Raw genomic sequence first — 19,012 nt, forward strand, 5'->3', positions numbered from 1 at the left:
CCGCCGATCTGAGGAGTGGTCGATGGACCTCAACCTTTCGGGCAAGGTCGCCGTGGTCACCGGCGCGAGCAAGGGCATCGGGCCCGCCGTGACCCAGGCACTGGCCGCCGAGGGCGTGCACGTGGCGGCGGTCGCCCGCAGCCACACCGGCGCCCCGGCCGGCCTGGCGGACCGGGTCCACCCGGTGTCGGCCGACCTCACCACGGCGGACGGGCCCGCCGCAGCGATCGAGGAGACGGTCGCCCGGTTCGGCGGCCTGGACATCCTGGTCAACAACGTGGGCGCGGTGGCGCCCCGACTGAACGGCTTCCTGTCGGTCACCGACGACGACTGGATCTGGGGGCTGACGATCAACTTCCTGGCGGCGGTGCGGACCACCCGGGCCGCCCTGCCGTACCTGCTGGACCGCGGCGCCGCCTCGATCGTCACCGTCAGCTCGGTGAACGCCTTCCTGCCCGACCCCACGATCATCGACTACTGCTCGGCGAAGGCGGCGCTGACCAACTTCTGCAAGGCGCTGTCCAAGGAGGTCGGCCCGCACGGGGTCCGCGTCAACACGGTCAGCCCCGGGCCGGTGTCGACGCCGCTGTGGCTCGGTGACGACGGCGTCGCCGCGACGGTCGCGAAGGCCGCCGGCGGGCAGCCGGAGGACGTCGCCCGGACGGCCGTCGCGCAGTCCGCGACCGGCCGCTTCACCCTGCCGCAGGAGGTCGCCGAGCTGGTGCTGCTGCTCGCCAGCGACCGGGCGGCCAATGTGACGGGCAGTGATTTCGTCATCGACGGCGGCCTCGTCCCCACCCTCTGAGGTCCGCGGGGCGGCCGCCGCTCCCCCGGGTCGGGCCGATCCGCGGACCACCGGCTCGGTCGGGAGGATCACGGTCGGCCGGTCCTCCCCGGCGATCTGGGCGAGCAGCAGCCGGGCCATCTCGCTGCTGATCCGGTCCCAGGGCCGGCGGACGGTGGTCAGCGGCGGGCGGGCTGGCCGCCGAGGCCACCGGCCGGAACCTCCGCCACTACGTCGAACAGGGCGGCACCCTGGCCGTGTCGTACTTCTCCGGCATCGTCGACGCCAACGACACCGTCCACCCCGGCCCCCACCCGGGCGCGCTGCGCGACGTCGGCCTCACCGTCGAGGAGTTCGCGCCGCTGCGGCAGGACGGGCGCGTCCGGCTCGACGGCGGCCGCCCCGGCCCACACCCCGATCGGCACCCGGATCCCGCTGCCCGGTTCCGCCACCGAACTCCTCGCCGGCACACCGGTGTCGGGCGCGCCGGACCTCCCGGCCGGATCCGTCCGGGTGGTCCATCGCCGACCGTGGGTCGCGGAGCCTCACAACTGATGTACCGTCAGGCTCGCTCGTACGGTGAGCCCATATGATCGTCCACCGATGGACGTAATCACGGGGAACGAGATGATCACCGTCCCACCGGGCCGGGTGGCTCTGTCGGACCGCCGGACGCAGCGAACCTGGACGGTCGGGGTGGCGCCCTTCCGGCTGGCCGCCTTCCCGGTCACCCGGCGGCAGTGGAACGCGGTCACCGGCGACCGGCCGGGTGGCGCCGACGGCAGTGCGAGCGGGGCCGACGCCCGGCCGAGCGGGGCAGATGCCCGGTCGAGCGGGGCCGACGGCGAACTCCGGCCCGTGGCCGAGGTGTCGTGGCGGGAGGCGGTGGCCTTCTGCAACGCCCTCTCCCTGCGCGAGGGGCTGGTGCCCGCCTACCGCATCCGGCCCGCGGGGGCGGGTGCCGGTGCCGACGCCGGTGCCGGGGACGTCGAGTGGGACCGGGCCTCCGACGGGTACCGGCTGCCGACCGAGGCGGAGTGGGAGCACGCCTGTCGGGCCGGCACGGGTGGGCCGCGGTACGGACCGCTCGACGAGATCGCCTGGCACCGCGGCAACTCCGGGGAGCGGAGCCGTCCGGTGGGCGGCCGGCGGCCCAACCCGTGGGGCCTGCACGACATGCTCGGCAACGTGTGGGAGTGGTGCTGGGACGTCTACGACGCCGAGGTCTACGGCAGTTACCGGGTGCTGCGGGGCGGCGGCTGGTTCGACGAGCACTGGAGCTGCCGGGCCTCGGTACGGCGCCGTAGCCACCCGACGCTTCGGATCGACGACGTCGGGTTCCGGGTCGCGCGCTCCGCACCGGCCTGATCCGGCACCGGCCCGGCCCCGCACCGGCGGCGCCTCGGGGTTTTTTCGCCGGGGGGCGCCGCCGTTGTGCTGCGGACCGTCACATGTCCTCGTCCGGCGTCTCCTCGATGGCCATCCGCTTCACGCGCCCGGCGAGTTCGGCGGTCTCCTCGGCCTGCCGCTTGCGGGTGACCCGGCCCAGCACCAGGCCGGCCGCGTCCTGGGCCTCGCGCAGCGCGCGCGAGTCCCTCGTCCGCCGGTGCTCGTTCCCCCGGATCTCGTAGAACCTGGCCAGTGCCGCCAGCGCGGGCTCCGCGTCACTCGGCCGCTCCGCCTGCCGGACCTGCTCGAACCAGCCCTCCAGCCGCTCCCGCTCCTGCCGGTCGGACGGGCTGCCGAAACGGTCGAGGGTGAACTCCTCCCGGACGTTCGCCCAGGCGGTGGCCACCGCGTCCGGCCCGTGCTCCGGGAAGACCTCGGTGATCGCCCGGTCCCACGCCCCGACGCCCTCCAGGTACCGCTTGGCCGTCGACGGACTCATCGGGTTCAGCCGGCCGGCAGCGGCGAGCTGTTCCAGGTTCTTCGGGGTGAAGGACCGCCCCGCCAGCTCCCCGACGGCCTCGGGACCGACCGGGCCGAGCGTCTCCGCCATGGTCTGCCAGCTCCGGTACGAGCGCTCCAGCGTCTCCCCACGGGTGTTGAACGGCGCAGCCCCGTCGAAGTGGCTCGCCACGACCTGGTGGTGGCGGTCGGTGCCGAGCAGTCCCAGGTCCAACTCCCCACTGGCCGTGGCCCGGCCGAGCTGGAGGTTGTCGACGAACGTGGTGTGCGGCAGCTTCTGGTGCGCGCTGACGAACACCCGGACAAGGTCGCCCGTCCGGGCCGCCCGCTCGTGCGGCGGGTAGGAGTCCAGCAGGGGGAGCTCCTGGCGGGCGTGGTCGACCGCGGCCCTCGTCTCCGGATCGAGGTGCTCGAGGGCGTGCATGTCGTCGAACCGCCCGCCGAGCCAGGTCGCCAGCTCGTGGTGCCCCTTCCCCTCGAAGGAGAGCAGCGAGGCCCTCATCAGCGACCACGATGCCGCATGGGAGTACTGGCCGGCGCCGAACTGGGTGTCCGGCCGGGACTGCTCACTGAGCATGATCCGGCCGATCCGCGAGCTGTCGTGCGGGTCGAGCGAGAGGTCGGAGACCAGCTCCGACTTGAGCGGGTACCGGGTGAACCCCTTCAGGTCGCGCGGCGGCGATCCGCGTTCGCCCACCGTGACCGGGTTCTCCAGCTCCAGCATCGACCGGATCTCCTCGCGCCGGTCGTGGGTCATGTAGTCCGGATAGGCCCGGTACAGACTGCGGATCAGGTGCTCCTTCGCGGCCTTCACGTCGCGGTCGGCCAGCGAGCTGCTGTCCTTGATGTCCAGCAGGGTGCCGACGACCTCCTCCGTCCGCGGCTCCGGCCCCTTGCCCCGCTCGAACTCGCCGATCCGGTCGAGCATGTCCGCCTCGCCGTGGCCGACCGCCCGGCCGTCCGCGAAGGACGCGAACGAGGTCAGCTGGGAGATCTCGATGTACCCCGACACGAGGTCGCCGATGTTGCGGTGCCACTCGGCCAGCGACTGGTTGGCCGGCGGCTCGTCGGGCAGCGCGTCGAGCCGGCGCACGATGTCGTCCCACCGCCGCTGGACCATCGGGAAGTCGCGCTGCGCCGCGCCCTTGGGCTCCGGCGGATAGTCCCGGAACTCCGCCACGTCGGACTTGAGTTCGCGCCACACCGACTCGGCGGACCGGCCGGCCAGCCCGCCCGCGGCCCGCCGGGTGAGCGCCCAGGGCACGGTGTGCGAGCGCTGCTCCGAACCGAACCTGGTCATCGGCCGGTCGTTGGAGGGCGTCACGTCGGTCAGGAACACCTCCTCGCCGCGGAGCGGCCCGTGCGGGTTGCCGGTGGTCGCGGTGAGCACGGAGACCGCCAGCGTCCGGCGCGCGGGCTGGGCCGCCGGGGCGGGCGCGGTGGCCGCCGGGGCGGACGTGGGCGGCGTGTCGACGTCCATCGGCGTGTGGTCGGTGGGGATGCCGGTGTACGGCTGCCCGGTGCCGTCGTGCATCTGGGTGTCCGGCGAGGCGTGCACCGCCGCATCGGGAGCCGGGTGCTGCGGCGGCACGCCGAGGGGATGGCCGGTGGGCGTGTTGGTGGGCGCTGCGGGCGTGCCGGTGTGGCCGGTGCCGGAGGCGCTGTGCCCGTTCGTCACGACCGGTGCGGGCGGGGGCGGCGGCGTGTGGCCGCCGCGGGCCACCGGGCCGGTCCGGAAGGCCGGCGGCGGGGGCGGCGGCGGCACCTCGGAGCCCGACCGGGTGTCGAGGCCGCGCGGCACCGGTCCGGTCCCGCCGTCGGGCCGCACCGTGGTGGGTGCCGGCGGCGGGGGCGGCGCCCCGGTTCGGTCGCCCGTGTGACCGTTCGACGTCGAGGTGGTGGCCGAGGTCGATGCGGTAGTGGTGGACGGGTCCTGCGGAGGTGCCGTCCGGGAGGCCTTGGCGCGCTTGTTGGCCTCCTTCTGCGCCTTGAGGGCGGCGATCTCCGCCTCCGTCGGCTTCGGCTTCGACGCCTTGGCCGGTCGCGCGGTCGGCTCGCTGCCCAGACCCGTGGAGATCTCGCCGAGCGTCCGCAGCTGCTCCGGCGTCAGGCGGTCGCCCGAGTGCTTGGCGACCTCGGCGACGACATCGGCCAGCTTGCCGATCGCCGGCCTGAGCGAGTCGCGGTCGGTGCGGAGCCGGTCGAGCGCCCCCGGTTCGAGCTTGGAGTAGAGGGTGAGTACGTCGGTGGCATCGCGCAGGCGCTTCTCGCGCAGCATCGCCACATCGACCTTGGCGTCCTGCTTGCGCATGGCGAGCGCGGCGATCTTGTCACCGAGCAGGTCCTCGCTGGCGACCACCTTGAGCGGGACGGTCTCGCCGTTGTGCGTCTCGCCGTTCACCACCACGTGCATCTGGTGCTCCTGCGGGTGCACCGGTGCGAGCGTGATGCTGACGTCCAGGCCGCCGAAGCGCCCGTTGACGGTGGTCGAGGTGTCGCGGCGGCCGGGCACGACGTGCCCGTCGGTGAGCACCTCGTCCGCGAGGAAGTGGAGCACCTCGTTGGACCGCCCGGCCGCGTCGCCGTCGAAGGTGAGCCGCATGTCGAGGTCCTGCACCGGACGGTGCAGCTGGACCGCGGCCACACCACCGCCGCCGCCCAGCACCAGTGCGCCCTCGGGCAGGTGGAGGCCGCTCTGCGAGAGCCGTTCGAGAACGGTCTGCTCCAGCAGCGCGGCCGTGCCGAGCCGGAACTCCGACTCCACGGTCTGGTCCTCGGTCATGCCCTCCGGTATGCGGTGCGGGTTCTCGTTGCCCGGGGCCGTGGAGTGCTCGGACGGCGCGACGTGCTCGGACGCCGGGACGTGCTCGGACGCCGGGACGTGCTCCTGGGCCGGCGCGTGCGAGGACCCGTCGGAGGGATGCGTGTCGGTGTGCGTGTTCGCGTGCGTGCCGGCATGGTTGCCGCTGCTGGTGCTGGTGTCAGTGTGCTGCGGCGGGGGCGGCGGCGTGTGGCCGGGCTCGGAGCGCTCCGTGTGCACGGCCGGCGGGGGCGCCACGTGCCCCGGCGCGGTGGAGCCCGGGTGCGGGGTCGTGGCCGGATGCGCCGGGGCGGGCGCACCGGCGGCGGGCGTGTGCGGTGCGGGCGTCTGCGGGTCGACGTGCTCCATGAACTCCCGGAAGCCGTCGTACATCTCGTTGTCGGCACGGGTGGCCGTCACCGGGTTCGCCGGATCGTGGTGGACGGCCGTCGGGTCCGGTCCGTAGAGCCGTTCCAGCAGCGGGAGGAGGTCGGGCTCGTTGGCCCGGACCCACTCGGGGCCGTTGTTGCGCGGCTGACCGGTGTGCGGGTCGGTGCCGTGGTTGGTCCCGAGATAGGCGTTGCTCACCTGGGCGAAGTACTCCAGCTCGTCCCGGGAGCCGTAGTTGTCGACCGGGTTGCCGTGCGTGTCGTGGCGCGGGCCGTCGGTCCAGGTCGCGTTGGGGTCGGCGACCTTCTTCTGGTAGCTGTCGGTGATCGTGTTCTTGTCGGTCTGGGACAGGCCGTTCTGGTGAATGGTGTGCGCGAACTCGTGCGTGGTCGTGGAGTAACCGTCGTGGTAGTGCGGCGCGTTGCCGACCGAGGTGTCCTCGCCGAGCAGGTTCTCCTCGGTCACGGCGGCCCGGCGGCCGCCGGAACCGCGCACGTCGTCCCAGCCGCGGCCGCCGCCGGACGCACCGCCGGCCGTGGTGCCCTTCATGTCGTGGAAGGCGCTGACGTCCGTCATCGAGACGTCCTTGGGGACCACCACCATGCCGGCGCCGCTCTTCAGCAGCGCGGCTGCCACGTCCGGGTCCTGGAGCATCCGGGCGGCCTGCGCCCGGGCCTCCGCGCGGGCCGAGGCCGGCCGGCTCGCGCGCGGGTCCACGTCGACCATCAGGTTCGCCGCGGTCCGCGCGAACTCGCCAGGCGTCAGCTCCTTGTGGAGCGCGTCCACGAACGCCGGGTCCTTGGCCAGCCAGCGTCGGTACTCCGGCTTCAGCCCGCCCAGCGTCCCGATCCGCTCCTCGGGAGTCATGTGCGGAACGTCGCGAATCAGCTGGTCGGCCTCCGGCGGCCGGACCGAGCCGAAGCGCTGCTGGCGACCGAGCTGATCGGCGGCACGGCCGACACCGCCCTCGTTCCGCTGCCGCAACGCGTCGAGCTCGGCACGCCGGGCGTCCTGTTCGGTGCGGTGGATCGTCTCGGCGTCCTGCGCGCGCAGCGGGCGGTTGAGGCCCTGGCCGCCGCTGTGCGAAGCCGGGCCGTTGCCGTTCCCCTTCCCGTTGCCGTTCCCGGGCCTGACCGGTCCGAGACCGCCGCCCGCCGGGTGCGGCGCGGGGGTGCCGGGACCGTTCCCCGCCGTGGGGCGCGGGGCGGACTGCGGGGCGGCGTGCGGCACTCCGCCCACGCCCTGCACGGGCACCGCCCCGGGGACAGCCCCGGGGACCTGGTTCTGCGCTGCCGGGTCCGTGGTGGTCGGCGGCGGGGGCGGCGTGGAGTCGGCGGGCCGGGAGGTGTGCTGTTCTGCGGAGTTCGGGCGCGTGGTCGGCACGGAGAGCCCCGCGGGCAGCCCGGCGCCGTCGAGCCGGCTCGTCCCCTCCGTCGGGACGGCGTCCGGCTCCGTGATCGGGGCGGAGCTGCGGTCACCACCGGCCGCGACGTGCGCCGACGGGGCACTGCCCGCCGTGTGCCCGGCGGCGGGTGCCGCGTGTACCGCAGCAGGTGCCGACACGCCGTCGGCCCGCTCCGGGGTCGCGATCCGGTCAGCAGGTGCGGACGGCCGCGGGATCGACGCCGCACCCTCGTGCGAGGGCACCTGCGACGAGCGGTCCGCGCCGTCCTGGTGAACGGGCGCCCCGCTCTCGTGGGCCGGTGCGGCACTCGCGTGGGCCGGTGCAGGGGTCTCGTGGCTCGGAGCGGGAGCCTCGTGCACGGGCACGGCGCTCTCGTGAGCCTGTACCGGGGTCTCGCGCACGGGTGCGGCAGCCTCGTGCGCCGGGACCGACGCCTCGCGGGGCGTGACCGGGCTCTCGTGCACGGGCACGGCGCTCTCGTGAGCCTGTACGGGAGTCTCGCGCACGGGTGCGGCAGCCTCGTGGGCCGAAACGGGCGACTCGTGGGTCGGCGCCGCGGCCGGGCGCTCGGTTGCGGGTACCGGGCGCTCGGCAGTGGGTGCCGGGTCGGCCGAACGCGGCACCGACTCCGCGCCGTCGGTACGGAGCGGCGTCGCCGCGGCCGGTGCGTGCTCGGCAGCGGGCGCATGGTCGGTGACCGGTGCGTGCTCGGCGACCGGTACGTGCTCGGCAGCCGGGGTGTGGTCGGTAGCCGTGGGTGCCGGACGGTCGGAGCCGAAGGGGACGAGTCCGCGGGTGGCGGAGGACGACGAGGGTGCGGGCGCGCTCTCTGCGTGGTCCGTTCCCGCGGTCCCGCCGTGCGGCGTGCCGGCCGAGGCGGAGCCCGAGGAGGCGAAGGAGCCCGCACCCGTCAGACCGGTACCGCTCTCGTGGCTGCCGCTCTCGTGGGTGCCACCGCTGCCGGCTCCGCCGGTCGGGCCCGAGAAGCCGGTGCCACCGGGCAGGCCGTGGGAGCCGCTGTCGCCGGCGCCCTCGCCGGCCGGGCCGCGGTAACTCGATGACGCCGAGTCGGGCTTGGAGAAGACCGGGGTCCCGGAACCCTCGCCGTGGCCGGCCCCGCCCGGGGTCGCCGTGCCGGCCGATGTGCCACTCCCGGCTCCCGACGCTCCGCCGTGCGTGGTCGGGATCGTGGGCGGACCGTTGAAGTGGCTCTTCACCGCCGCCGCGCCGGTGTGCAGGCCGACCGCGGCGCCACCGCTCAGGCCGGAGCCGAGCAGGCTGTTGCCGTCGACGTGGCCGGTGGTGATGAGCTGGGTGGAGACGTCCGCGCCGACGCCGGTGGCGGCGCCGTGTGCCATGCGGCCGGCCGTCGTCTCCATGACGCTGCTGAGCCCGAGCTTGGATCCGGCGCCGCTGAGCCCCTTGCCGATGAGGTGGCCGCTGGCGCCGGCCACGGCGCCGCCGAGGGCGTTCTGCCCGACCTCCTTCATGTCGATGCTCTTGCGGTGGCCCTGCATCACCTCGATGCCCTGGGCCAGGACATTGATCGCGGCCATCTGCGCGGCCTGCTTGGCCGCGAACTCCAGTGTCTCCTTGAGGAGTTGCTTGAGGATCTGCTGGACGACCGTGCGGCTGACGCCGACGAAGGCCGGGATCTCGGCCAGGGAGACGCCCGCGGTGAACGGGGCCTCCGCCTCGGCGGTGGCGATCTCGAAGGCCAGGATGCCCAGTTGGGCGATGATCTGGATCTTCGCGGTCTCCGCGGAGTTGGCCATCGCCTCCAGCATGTCGCCCATGCCGTTGCAGGCCTGGACGAGGCCGGGGAAGAAGCCCGGGTCCTGCTCCGTCCCCTTGCCCGTCGTGAACTGGGCCCAGTGCGCGGCCAACGCCTCCGCGGCGACGCCGCGTTGGCCGTCAAGGGCGCGCTTCAGCGCGGAGTCGGCGGACTTCTCCGCGTCCTCCAGAGTCTTGGCGCCCTCGCGCCACCGCTCCGCCATGTCGCGGAGCATGTCCTCGTCGGCCTCGGGCCAGCGGGTGCCGGCAAGGAGGAGGAGCACCCACTGCAGGGGCTCGGGCAGCTCGACCGCCATCGGATCAGGCCCTTCGGTAGGTGGACGGGGCGGACTGCGCGATGTTCCGCAGTGCGGCGCTCGGTGGCAGGACGTCGACGGGCGCGCTGTACGAACCCGTCTGGGGCACGGAGACGCCGTCGGAGCCGTCGCCGCCCTGGAACGCCGAGGTGTTCCCCTCCTCGGCCGCCCGGTAGTTCTCCGCCATCGCCTTGAGTCCGTCCGCGATGTACTTGACCTCGTCCGGCATGCTCTTGAGTCCCTTGAGCGTGTCGGCGCTGTACTTGAGGTAGCCCTTCTCGCCCTCGGCGAACTTCTTGCCGGACTCGTCGTTGCCCCACGGCGCCGTCGACTGGGTGTGCTCGAGGAAGGCGGTGAGACCGGTGACGAGCTGGCTGAGCTGGTCGGCCGCGGCCAGTACCGGGCTGACCGCGGCCCGGTACTGCTCCGGATCCACCTGGAACCCGCTGCCGGCCGAGCCGCCGCCCGACGAGCTGGAGGACTGTGCCGTGGGAGCGAGCCGCTTGACCTGGGCGTCCTGTGCCGCCGGCGTGGCTGCCGCCCGGCCGGCCGCGAGCGGCACGGTCCGCGCCTCGGCCGGCACCCCGTCCGTCGCCGTCCGCTGGAGGAGCATGTCGGGCTCCGCCGCCACCGTCCCTTCCATCGGGCGCAGTTCCGCCGTCCGGGCCGTCGAGTGCACCGGCTCGGCCTCCGCCGTCCGGGCCGTCGTCAACGTCGGCTCGGCCTGCGCCACCCGATCCATCGACACCACCGGCTCGGCCTCCATCGGCCGCAGGCGTGCCAGCGGCTCCGCGGCCTCCATCGGCCGCAGGCGTGCGAGCGGCTCCGCGGCCTCGGTGGGCTCCAGCCGCGCCATGGGTTCCGCGACCTGCATCGGCTCCAGCCGCGCCAAGGGCTCCGCGACCTCCATCGGTTCCAGTCGCGCCAAGGGCTCCGCGACCTCCATCGGTTCCAGTCGCGCCAAGGGCTCCGCCGCGACCCCGACCTCCATCGGTTCCAACCGCGCCAGGGGTTCCGCGGCGACCGCGTCGAACTCCGCCGGACGGGCGGTCACCGTCGTGTCGCGCAGCACGGCGTGAGCCTGCTCTGCGCCTGTCTGCTCATCCATGGCACTTCCACTTCGGGCTGTTCGGGCGCCCGCTCACGGGAGCGGGGCGGTGCGGGCCGACGGGCGGCGCGGGGTGGTGGGGACGCCGGGCGGTGCGTGAGGTCACGACCCGGCCCCCGGCGTCCGGGCGGGGGCCGCATCGGAGCCTTCGAGGCCTCCGGAGGTGGCGAGGCGGGCCAGGGCAGCGCGCAGGAACGGACTCGGAACCTGGTAGCCGCCCTCCTCCCTGAGCGGGGCCGGCTTCGCGGCTTCGCCGCCGGCAGCTGCGGCGGGGGCATCCGCGTCCGGGCGGCCGCGGCGGGCCGCGGCGGACCTGGCCCGGTCGAGGTAGTCCTCGTCCGGCGAGCCGCCCGCGGAGGTGCCGCCGTCCCTCGCACCGCCCTCCGCGGAGCCGTTCTCCGCCCCGGCGTGCGAGGTGCCCGACCGCTCGGCCCGGGCATCCGGGCCGGAGCCGGTGCCGCCGGCCGAGGCGGAGCCCGTACCGGAATCGGCCCCCGGGTCGGTGGACGGAGTGTCAGTGGCGTCGCCACCGAGGCCCGCCAGGGCTGCGGCCCCGTCGGCTCCCGCGTCCGGGCCGAGCAGAGCGGTGGTGAGCTGGGTCAGCAGGGTGTTCTGGTCCGCGGGCGTCTCCGCGGCCTGCTCGGCGCCTGCGGCGGGGGCGCCGGCGCCCTCCGTCCGGGCGGCGTCGAGCCACCTGCGGCGCATGCGCTCCCACCGGCGGTCGCCGTCCTCGCGCTGAGCGGCCTGCCCGGTGATGCCGGAGTCGGTCAGCAGGGCGTCGTCCTCGTCCTCCGGTCCGGCGGCGCCGAAGCGGGTCGGCCGGACGAAGCGGTTGCCGCTGCGCTTGTCGCCGCCCCGACCGCCGCCACCCATCCCGCCGGGCCCATGGGCGCCGGCCATGCCGCCCGCGCCGGTGGCACGGGCCCCGGCGGTACCGGTCGCGCCCGTCCCGCCTCGGCCGGCCCCGGCTCCGGAGCCCTGTCCCAGGCCGCTGCCGGACCGCATTCCGCCCTCCGCCGCGCCGGCAGCGCCGAGGCCCGCCCGCGTGGTGAGCCCGCGTCCCGAGGCACCGCCGGCTCCGCCGAGGCCGCGCGGGGCCGCGCCGCCCATCGGCATGCCGCCGCCGAGGCCGCGGGCGCCGGCGGCACCGCCGCCACCGAGTCCCGACGGCTTGAAGGCGCCGGTGGTCGAGCGTCCCGTGCCCGCGGCACCGCCGCCGAGCCCGCCCAGCCCGCCGAACGGGAGACCGCCGAACGAGCCGCCGCCGAGGCCGCCGGACAGCCCTCCGGTGCTGGGTGCCGGCGGGGACCACGGGGTGATCGTGCCCGTGCCGCCGCCACCGCTGCCACCGGCACCGCCGGTGAACCCCGGTAGGTCCGACAGGCCGGCCAGGCCGAGGCGCGGGGCGTTGTCGGGCGAGAATCCGGGGGCCCCCCCGCCGCACTCGCGCCCACCGCCACCCCCCACCCCCCGCCTGACCGCCGCGGGGGCGGGCGGCTGGCAGGGCTGCAGCGCGCCGAGCTGCGGCCGGCACGCGCCGGCGCCACCGCCCGCACCGCCGCCACCGCCGGCGCCGCCGTCCGGGACGCCACCCCCGAAGCCGCCCGCCCCGGGCGCGCCGGACGGCACGCCGCCCGCGCTCGGATCGAACTGTGCGGAGAGCGGACCGGCGTCCGCCCCCGGCAGCACGGCGCCGGCCGGCAACGAGTCGAGGCCGGTGGCGTTCGGATGACGCAGGCTGGACGGGTCGAGCACCGCGCTGGGCCCGCCGGCGCTGGTGGTGGACGTACCGCTGCCGCCGGAGCCGCCCAGCCGGGCCACCTGCCCGGCTCCGGTCATCCGCTCGACGTGCCCGGCGGACTGCCGCAGCATCGTGTCAATGCTCGAACCGACCTGGCCCACATAGGTGTTGTAGGTGTCCGCGGCCGTCTTGATGCCCTCGGACTGGGCGATGTCATCGTGCTTGCCGGCCGGGTTCTGCTCCATGTACTCCTTGGCGTACTGGAGCTCGCGGACCATCTCGGACTTGGTCTGGGTGACGGCCTGCTGGGCACCGCGCAAGGACTGGGCCATCGCCGCACCGGCGTCCAGGGTGGTCGCCGCGTGGGACTGGTCGCTGCCCGCGTACTTGCGCAGGTAGCCCTCGAAGCTCTCGGCGGCCGCACCGGACATGTTGGCCATGGCGCGGTTCGCGCTGGCGACGATGGTGCGGACCGCGGGCTCGGCGGCGGCGTTCCACGCCTCCCAGGCTGCGGCGAGTTCGGACAGCAGGTCCTCGTTGGCGTTCGGGAAGAGGATCCCGGAACCGTGTTCGTTGCTCTGGACGACCTTCAGCACTTCGGCGAGGTCGGACGGCAGCTCGATCATGACGAGTCGCTCTCTTGGGCTGGCCGGCTGGCCTGGGACGGGGTGACCGGAACCGGCGGGGGCTGCCCCGCCGGGACTCGTTTAGTTCAGAATTTGACGATACATCATATGAATAACCATCAGAATGGACCGTTCGGCGCGGCCCCGGTATCCCGGTGTGGCTCCGGGACCGCTCCGAACTGCGCCGACCGCAGCCTCAGATGAGCTGGTTGCGGCCGCCGCCGGGCATCGGACGCGGCTCCCGGTCGGGATCCGTGTTCCGCTCGTTGTAGGCGAGGTCCGGCGCATCCGGGTTGTGGAAGGCCGGCTCCGGTGTGTGGACCGGCGGCAGCGTGACGGGTGCGGAGACCGGCTGGACCTGCACGGTCGGCCGGGTCTCCTCGACGAGCGGCGCGGCGGGCGTTCCGTCGACCGCCGTGAGCGGGGCCGACACCTGGCTGACCCGGGTGCCGTCGACCGCGGTGAGCGGGGTCGACACCGGCGAGACACGCGTGCCGTCGACCGCGGTGAGCGGCGCAGTGACGGTCACCGGTGTGGCGACCGCACCCGGTCCGTCGCCGCCGCGGCCGCCGTTCAACCGGGACAGCTCGGCCGTCTGGGCCTCCTCGGTCTCCCGGTAGCGCTGCACCATCAGCTCCAGGTTGGCTGCCATCTGCGCGGAGTTCTGCAGATAGGCGCGGACCCCGGCGAAGACCTGCTCCTGGTGCTCGGGAAGCCCGCCGACCGATGAACTGCCGCCGGTCAACGACCGGCCGACGGCCTCGGTGCCGTAGGCCGTCGGCTTGATCTGCTTGATCACCGCCTCCAGCCGGGCCGCCGGCGCCTCCAGGTCGTCGAGCATGGCCCGGATGGCCTTGGCCGCGGCCTCGACCTCGTCGAGGTCGATCCGGAAGGACGTACCGCTCATGATGTCTGCCCACCCCATTTCCGCCAGGCTCGCGCCTGTGTGTGCCGGCCGCACAGCCGGACGGTGCACCGGCCGAACTGCCGGCCGACGTGCCGGCCGCGCTGCCGGACGATGTCCCGGCCGGGCTTCCGGCCGGTCGAACGATGCGGACCATCGGCTCCGGACGGATCCGAACGACGGCCCCGGAGAACGCCCCCGGACGACGGCTCCGCCCGAGGCACTACGTCGGATTCCGCATGCGACCCGCGTGGGATCCCCGTTGAATCCATGCTCAGAGCGTGGTCGCGCCGTCCGGGCCGACCACGTACAGGCCGGTGTCGCCGAACGCGATCGCGAGCGGCACCCGGTCGACCGCGGCCTCGTTCAGCAGCGCGCCGCTCGCCACGTGCCAGAGCCGGAGCGTGGCCTCCTGGTCGCCGCACGCCAACAGGGCCTCGCCGTCGAGGTCCTGCAGCGTGAGGCTGCGCGCCGGTGCGCCGCCGCCGGCGAAGGCGCCGACCTCGCTGCCGTCGCGGGCGTCCCACAGGCGCAGAGCACCGTCGGCGCCGCCGGCCGCGAGCACCTCGCGTTCGCCGAGCAGCGCGAGGGCGAGCACCTCGACCGGTCCGGCCACGCCGTCCAGTTCGAGCTCGCACCGACCGTCGGCGGCGCCCCAGAGCCGGACCTGCCCGTCCGGACCGCCCGTGGCGACCGACTGGCGCCCGGCCACCAGGCCCGCCGCGAGCGCGGTAACGCCACGGGGATCGGCGGTGAAGCGGACCAACGGCGCACCGCCGAGGGCGTCGCGCACCCGCACCGTGCCGTCCGCCCCCGCGGAGACCAGCGCGGCCGGTGCGTCCTCGGCAGGCGGGCAGAAGGCCAGCCCCGAAACCGGCCCCGTGTGGGGGGTGGGGATTGAGAGCGCTTCCACGGACCGCACGTCAAAAGAGCGGACGGCGCCTGCGGCCGTGCCGCAGACGAGCGCGGCGCCACCCTCCAGCGGACAGCAGGCGAGGGAGGTCACCGGACCGCCGTCAGGGGCGGCCGTCCACGTCTCGCGCCGGTCGAGAAGATCCCAGAGGCGGACCGTGCCATCGCCGTACCCGGCCGCCAGCTGCAGCCGGCCCGCCTGCTCAACGGCCACCACGGCATTGACCGGGTAGCCGCCCCCGGCGGGCGCCAGCTCGCCGACCCGGGCGAAGGTCGCCGGGTCCCACAGCACCACGGCGCCGTGCTCGTCACCGGCGGCCAGCGCCGAACGCCCGCCGATCCGCACCTCGGCCAGCGAGGTCAGCCAGCCCTGCCCGGTCGGCCAGCCGTGCACGGCCGTCCCGGTGTACACGTCCCAGAGGCGGAGCGTCCCGTCGAGCGCACACGAGGCGAGCTGCGGATCGCCACCCTCGGGGTGGAGGAAGGCCAGGCCGGTGACCGACGCGGAGTGGCCGTGGAGCACGGAGACCGGCTGCCCTGTGGCGAGATCCCAGAGCCTGATCGCGCCGTCCGCACCGGCCGAGGCCAGCAGGGCCTGGTTGCCCAGGACCAGCACGGCGAGGGCGGTCACCCGGTCGGTGTGCCCGACCAACAGGTGCAACTGCTCACCAGTGGCGGCGTCCCAGACCCGGACGACACCATCGGCGCCACCCGCGGCCAGCAGGTCGAGGTCGGCACAGCGGGCATGGCACAGTGCGGCGGCGCCGCGGCCGCCGACCGGCAGCAGGCCGAGGCTGCGGCCGTCCTCGGTGTGCCAGGCCCGTACCTCGCCCTCGCACCCGGCAGAGAAGGCCAGCGGCACCCCCTGGATGGACGCCGCGGTCACCACCTGGGCGCCCTCACCGCCGGACGTGCCATGCAGCAGTCGGCCGCTGACGGCGTCCCAGACCTGGACCGCGCCGTCCTCACCGCCGACGGCGAAGAGCTCGCGGCCTTCCGCCGAGCCGAGCGCCACCGCCGTGGGCAGCACCCCGGAGTCCGTGTCGGACCCGCCGAGCGCTGCGGAGTCCGCGAGTCCGGTCAGCCCGAAGCCCTCACCGGGCCGGGCGAGCGCGTAGGCCGGGCGGCCGCCGACGGTGCCGACCGCTGCGGCCGGCCGCGACCCGGGCACCTCGTCCGCGCCGCTGTCGGGCGCCGGCTGGTCGAGCTGCACGAGGGCGGCAGGCAGCCTCCCGGCGGCTGCCGGGTCGACGGCCTGGGCCGCGAGGATCTCCAGCGCTTGGCCGACGCCGGGGACGGGGAAGCCCGCGGCGTCGTCCCAGGCGGCGTCACCGCCGGGGAACAGCCCGGACGCAGTCAGGCGACGGGTCGGCCTACCACCCGCATCGGCGGCTCCTCCTGCGCGGGCTGCGCCGGGCGCGTTGGATGTGTCGGACGAGTTCGATGTGTCGGACGCGTCGGACCCCCCGGATGTGGCGGACGAGCTCGATGTGTCGGACGAGCTTGATGTGTCGTCGGTGAGCGGCGCCCGGCCGGGTGCCGCCTGGCCGAGCGCGTTCAACACCCTGGCCAGCAGGGCCTGGTCGATCCGCCCATTCCGCCGTGCACGATGGCCGGCGGCGCTGCGCTCGACGCGCAGGGCTCCGGTCGCCTCGATCACCAGCTCGACCCGGCCCTCGGCCGTGCCGGAGTCGCCCGCGGCGAACCGCAGGACTCCGGGCCGATCGTCAGATACCGTCCCTGCGGACGGAAAACCCGCTCCCCCCGACATCAGGGTCCTCCCTCTTTGACGGGCCACCCCGTCGTCGTGCGTGCCGTACGGAACACCCCCGTGTTCACGGACCTTGCGTCAGCACAGGTCCTCAGGCAGCAGCGTGGCGTGTACGGCGTCGTGCAGCGCATGGGTCCGCGAACTGCGGAACAGCCCGGGACGGAAACCGGCACGCCGGAACCCGATGGACGCACCAACCACCTGAACAGGCATGTTATCTGCCGCAGCGTACGCGTCAATCCGGCCCAGCCCCAGCTGCTCGAAGCCGAAGCGGCAGAGCAGCCGCAGCGCCGATGCGGCGGTCCTGAGGCTGCGCGCCTCCGGAAGCAGCCAGATCGCCGCTTCGGCGGCCCCCTCCTCGGGGCGGAGGTCGACCAGCTCGGCCCAGCCGACGGCGGGCCCATAGGTCGCCGAGACCGCCGCAGACGACGGAGACCCCGGGGCAGAAGTCACCGGCTTGGCCACCGAGAAATACGCCGCACGGTCCGCCGCCCACAGCCCGGAAGGCACATCCGCCAACCATCGTTCGGCAGCGGACAGGTCCTGATGGGGGATCACGCCTTGCATGAATTCGCGGACCAACGGGTCACGGGTGCCTGCGAGGACGGTGGCCGCGTCCGCAGCCACCGGGCGGCGGAGCACCACCGTGCCGTCGGTCAGCTCCGGTACGGGGAGTGAGCTCAGGCGACGCAACGCCAACCCTCCCCACCTTGCCATCCGATCATCAGATTATTTTGCCAGAACCGGGATCTATCCCCCGTTCGACGGGGTGAACAACCTTGGACGACCACGTGAATACCGTCCATCGGCGGGGGTAACTGCCGCCGATCGGCGGGGGTGGCGGCTCGCCGATCGGCTGTGGCGCGGGCCTGGCGTGGCAGGGGTGAGGGGCTGGAGCAGAGGGGCAGGGGTGAGGGGCAGGGGCGGAAGGGCAGGGGCGGAAGGGCGAGCGTAGGGATGATCGGCGTTGCGGCTCAGGCGCCCGGTCACCCGTCCTGCCGTGTGGACTCGGACGTCTCGAGCGAGACGGCAAGGCTGTCGGCCAGTGAGGTCAGTGCGGTGCCGAGCGGGAGGGAGAGCCGGATTGTCGCCTGGGCGTCGCCGCGGGTCGCCCCCTGGTTCAGGATCGCAACGGGTTTGCCGGAGCGGGCCGCGTGCCGGACGAAGCGCAGCCCCGACATGACCGTCAGGGACGAACCCAGCACCAGGAGCGCCCGCGCTGCATCGACCAGGTCGAAACAGCGCCTGACCCGGGGCACCGGGACGTTCTCGCCGAAGAACACCACGTCCGGCTTCAGGATCCCGCCACAGACCTGGCACGGAGCGATCCGGAAGGCGCGGACCAACTCGTCCGGCAGCTCGACGTCGCCGTCCGGGTTGATCCGACTACCCGCCTCCTCGAACTCCCCGTTCAGTGCGTGCAGGCGGTGTTCGAGCTCCGCGCGCGGGCTGATCCGACGGCACTCCAGGCAGAGCACCCGGTCAAGCCCACCGTGCAACTCCACGGCCTCGTCCGTGCCGGCCGCTCGATGCAACCCGTCCACGTTCTGGGTGATCACGCCGTCGATGTGACCGGACCGGCGCAGTGCCTCGACGGCCCTGTGGCCGGCGTTGGGCCGGGCCCGAGCGATCGAACGCCAGCCGACGTGGCTGCGTGCCCAGTAGCGGCGGCGTCCCTCCTCGCTCGACACGAACTCCTGGTAGGTCATCGGTGCGCGGCGGCGCAGCGTCCCGTTGGCACCCCGGTAGTCCGGGATACCCGACTCGGTGGAGAGCCCCGCACCGCTGAGCACAAGGACACCCCTGCCGGTCAGCAGGTGTTCGACGTCCGCCAGGTCACCGGCCTCCGGAAATGCGCCACCCTCCCCGGGCCCGTCGAGCATCGGACGTATACGCATGCCAGAAGCATAGAGCCGGCAGAGAGCCGGCGGACGGGACCTACCGGATCGGGGGCGGGATGGGACAGCCCGGGCCGCCGGGATCCCTGGTCGGTCCGCTGTCGAAAGGTGCAGGCCCTGGACCGCGGGCGGCGAGTTACTCCCCTACCGCCAGGTACCACCGGCCGGGCGTGCCGGCCGCCAGGTGGGACGGGTGAGTGTGCTGGTGCTGGTGCCGGTGCCGGGGGCGACGCCGGCCGGTTCTGGTGCCCCGGCCGGCGTCGGTGAAGGCGGATGGTGCACCTCACCAGCGATACCAGCGGCCACGAGTGCCGGCGGCGTTCGTCCCGCGTGCCACGAAGCCGATCAGCCAGACCACCAGCACGATGACCGCGATCCACCACAGGGCCTTGAGCGCGAAGCCGAGACCGAAGAGAAGCAGGGCGAGCAGCAGGACAAGGACGACAGGCAGCATGGATGATCTCCTCGTTCAGGGGGTCGGACAACGCTGCGACTGCCCGGCGACCGGCCGAGCATGCGGGGGAATTTCCGCGTCACGGCGGGGCAGGCGTCCGCCGGAGGACCGCCCTCGGAGGGCCGCCCTGTGGGCGCCGGGGCGCGGCGCCCGTCGGCTGGTGCGAACGGGCGGTTTCGGCCGCGCCAGTGCACAGTCGGACCGCAGCCCGGTGCGACCGC

The 19,012-nt window shown here is 74.4% G+C and carries 10 protein-coding genes and 2 pseudogenes; 3 read left to right on the forward strand and 9 right to left on the reverse strand.

The genetic code is table 11. The features are described 5' to 3' along the window. Positions 1–22 precede the first annotated feature (22 nt). The gene (locus tag ACFV0G_RS04750) at positions 23–805 is read left to right on the forward strand and encodes an oxidoreductase (RefSeq protein WP_380541600.1); all 783 of its coding nucleotides are present in this window, start codon (positions 23–25) and stop codon (positions 803–805) included. Between the two features lie 33 nt (positions 806–838). Here the strand turns inward: ACFV0G_RS04750 and ACFV0G_RS04755 are convergent. Then, positions 839–979: pseudogene (locus ACFV0G_RS04755) on the reverse strand (substrate-binding domain-containing protein); the annotation flags it as partial. Between ACFV0G_RS04755 and ACFV0G_RS04760 the strand changes: the two are divergent. Both ACFV0G_RS04760 and ACFV0G_RS04765 read left to right on the forward strand, forming a co-directional pair. Further along, positions 979–1,179, forward strand: a pseudogene (locus ACFV0G_RS04760) (beta-galactosidase trimerization domain-containing protein); the annotation flags it as partial. The pseudogenes ACFV0G_RS04755 and ACFV0G_RS04760 sit on opposite strands and share 1 nt — an antisense overlap. A gap of 208 nt (positions 1,180–1,387) precedes the next feature. Continuing rightward, complete coding sequence (locus ACFV0G_RS04765) at positions 1,388–2,152, forward strand: formylglycine-generating enzyme family protein (RefSeq protein WP_380541603.1); 765 nt, start codon at positions 1,388–1,390, stop codon at positions 2,150–2,152. A 79-nt stretch (positions 2,153–2,231) separates the two neighbouring features. Here ACFV0G_RS04765 and ACFV0G_RS04770 read toward each other — a convergent pair whose 3' ends face one another. The 8 genes from ACFV0G_RS04770 to ACFV0G_RS04805 form a co-directional block, all read right to left on the reverse strand. Further along, entirely contained in the window at positions 2,232–9,377 is a 7,146-nt protein-coding gene (locus ACFV0G_RS04770; protein ID WP_380541606.1) for a nucleotidyl transferase AbiEii/AbiGii toxin family protein, read from the reverse strand. A 4-nt stretch (positions 9,378–9,381) separates the two neighbouring features. Then, positions 9,382–10,485 (reverse strand): hypothetical protein, encoded by a 1,104-nt coding sequence (locus ACFV0G_RS04775; protein ID WP_380541610.1) that lies wholly within the window; start codon positions 10,483–10,485, stop codon positions 9,382–9,384. A gap of 102 nt (positions 10,486–10,587) precedes the next feature. After that, positions 10,588–12,852, reverse strand: a complete 2,265-nt coding sequence (locus tag ACFV0G_RS04780; RefSeq protein WP_380541613.1) for a hypothetical protein — start codon at positions 12,850–12,852, stop codon at positions 10,588–10,590. 196 nt (positions 12,853–13,048) lie between these two features. Further along, entirely contained in the window at positions 13,049–13,759 is a 711-nt protein-coding gene (locus ACFV0G_RS04785) for a hypothetical protein (protein WP_380541616.1), read from the reverse strand. Positions 13,760–14,030: 271 nt separating this feature from the next. After that, complete coding sequence (locus tag ACFV0G_RS04790; RefSeq protein WP_380541619.1) at positions 14,031–16,439, reverse strand: WD40 repeat domain-containing protein; 2,409 nt, start codon at positions 16,437–16,439, stop codon at positions 14,031–14,033. 78 nt (positions 16,440–16,517) lie between these two features. Next, complete coding sequence (locus ACFV0G_RS04795; protein ID WP_380541621.1) at positions 16,518–17,138, reverse strand: GNAT family N-acetyltransferase; 621 nt, start codon at positions 17,136–17,138, stop codon at positions 16,518–16,520. 287 nt (positions 17,139–17,425) lie between these two features. Beyond that, positions 17,426–18,337 carry an NAD-dependent protein deacetylase gene (locus ACFV0G_RS04800; RefSeq protein ID WP_380541624.1) on the reverse strand — a complete coding sequence of 304 codons (912 nt, stop codon included), beginning with the start codon at positions 18,335–18,337 and terminating at the stop codon, positions 17,426–17,428. 283 nt (positions 18,338–18,620) lie between these two features. Then, the gene (locus ACFV0G_RS04805) at positions 18,621–18,791 is read right to left on the reverse strand and encodes a hydrophobic protein (protein ID WP_380541627.1); all 171 of its coding nucleotides are present in this window, start codon (positions 18,789–18,791) and stop codon (positions 18,621–18,623) included. Positions 18,792–19,012 lie beyond the last annotated feature (221 nt).

Origin of the sequence: Kitasatospora sp. NPDC059571 (genome assembly GCF_042735675.1) — a bacterium.
In the GTDB taxonomy this organism is placed as follows: Bacteria; Actinomycetota; Actinomycetes; order Streptomycetales; family Streptomycetaceae; genus Kitasatospora.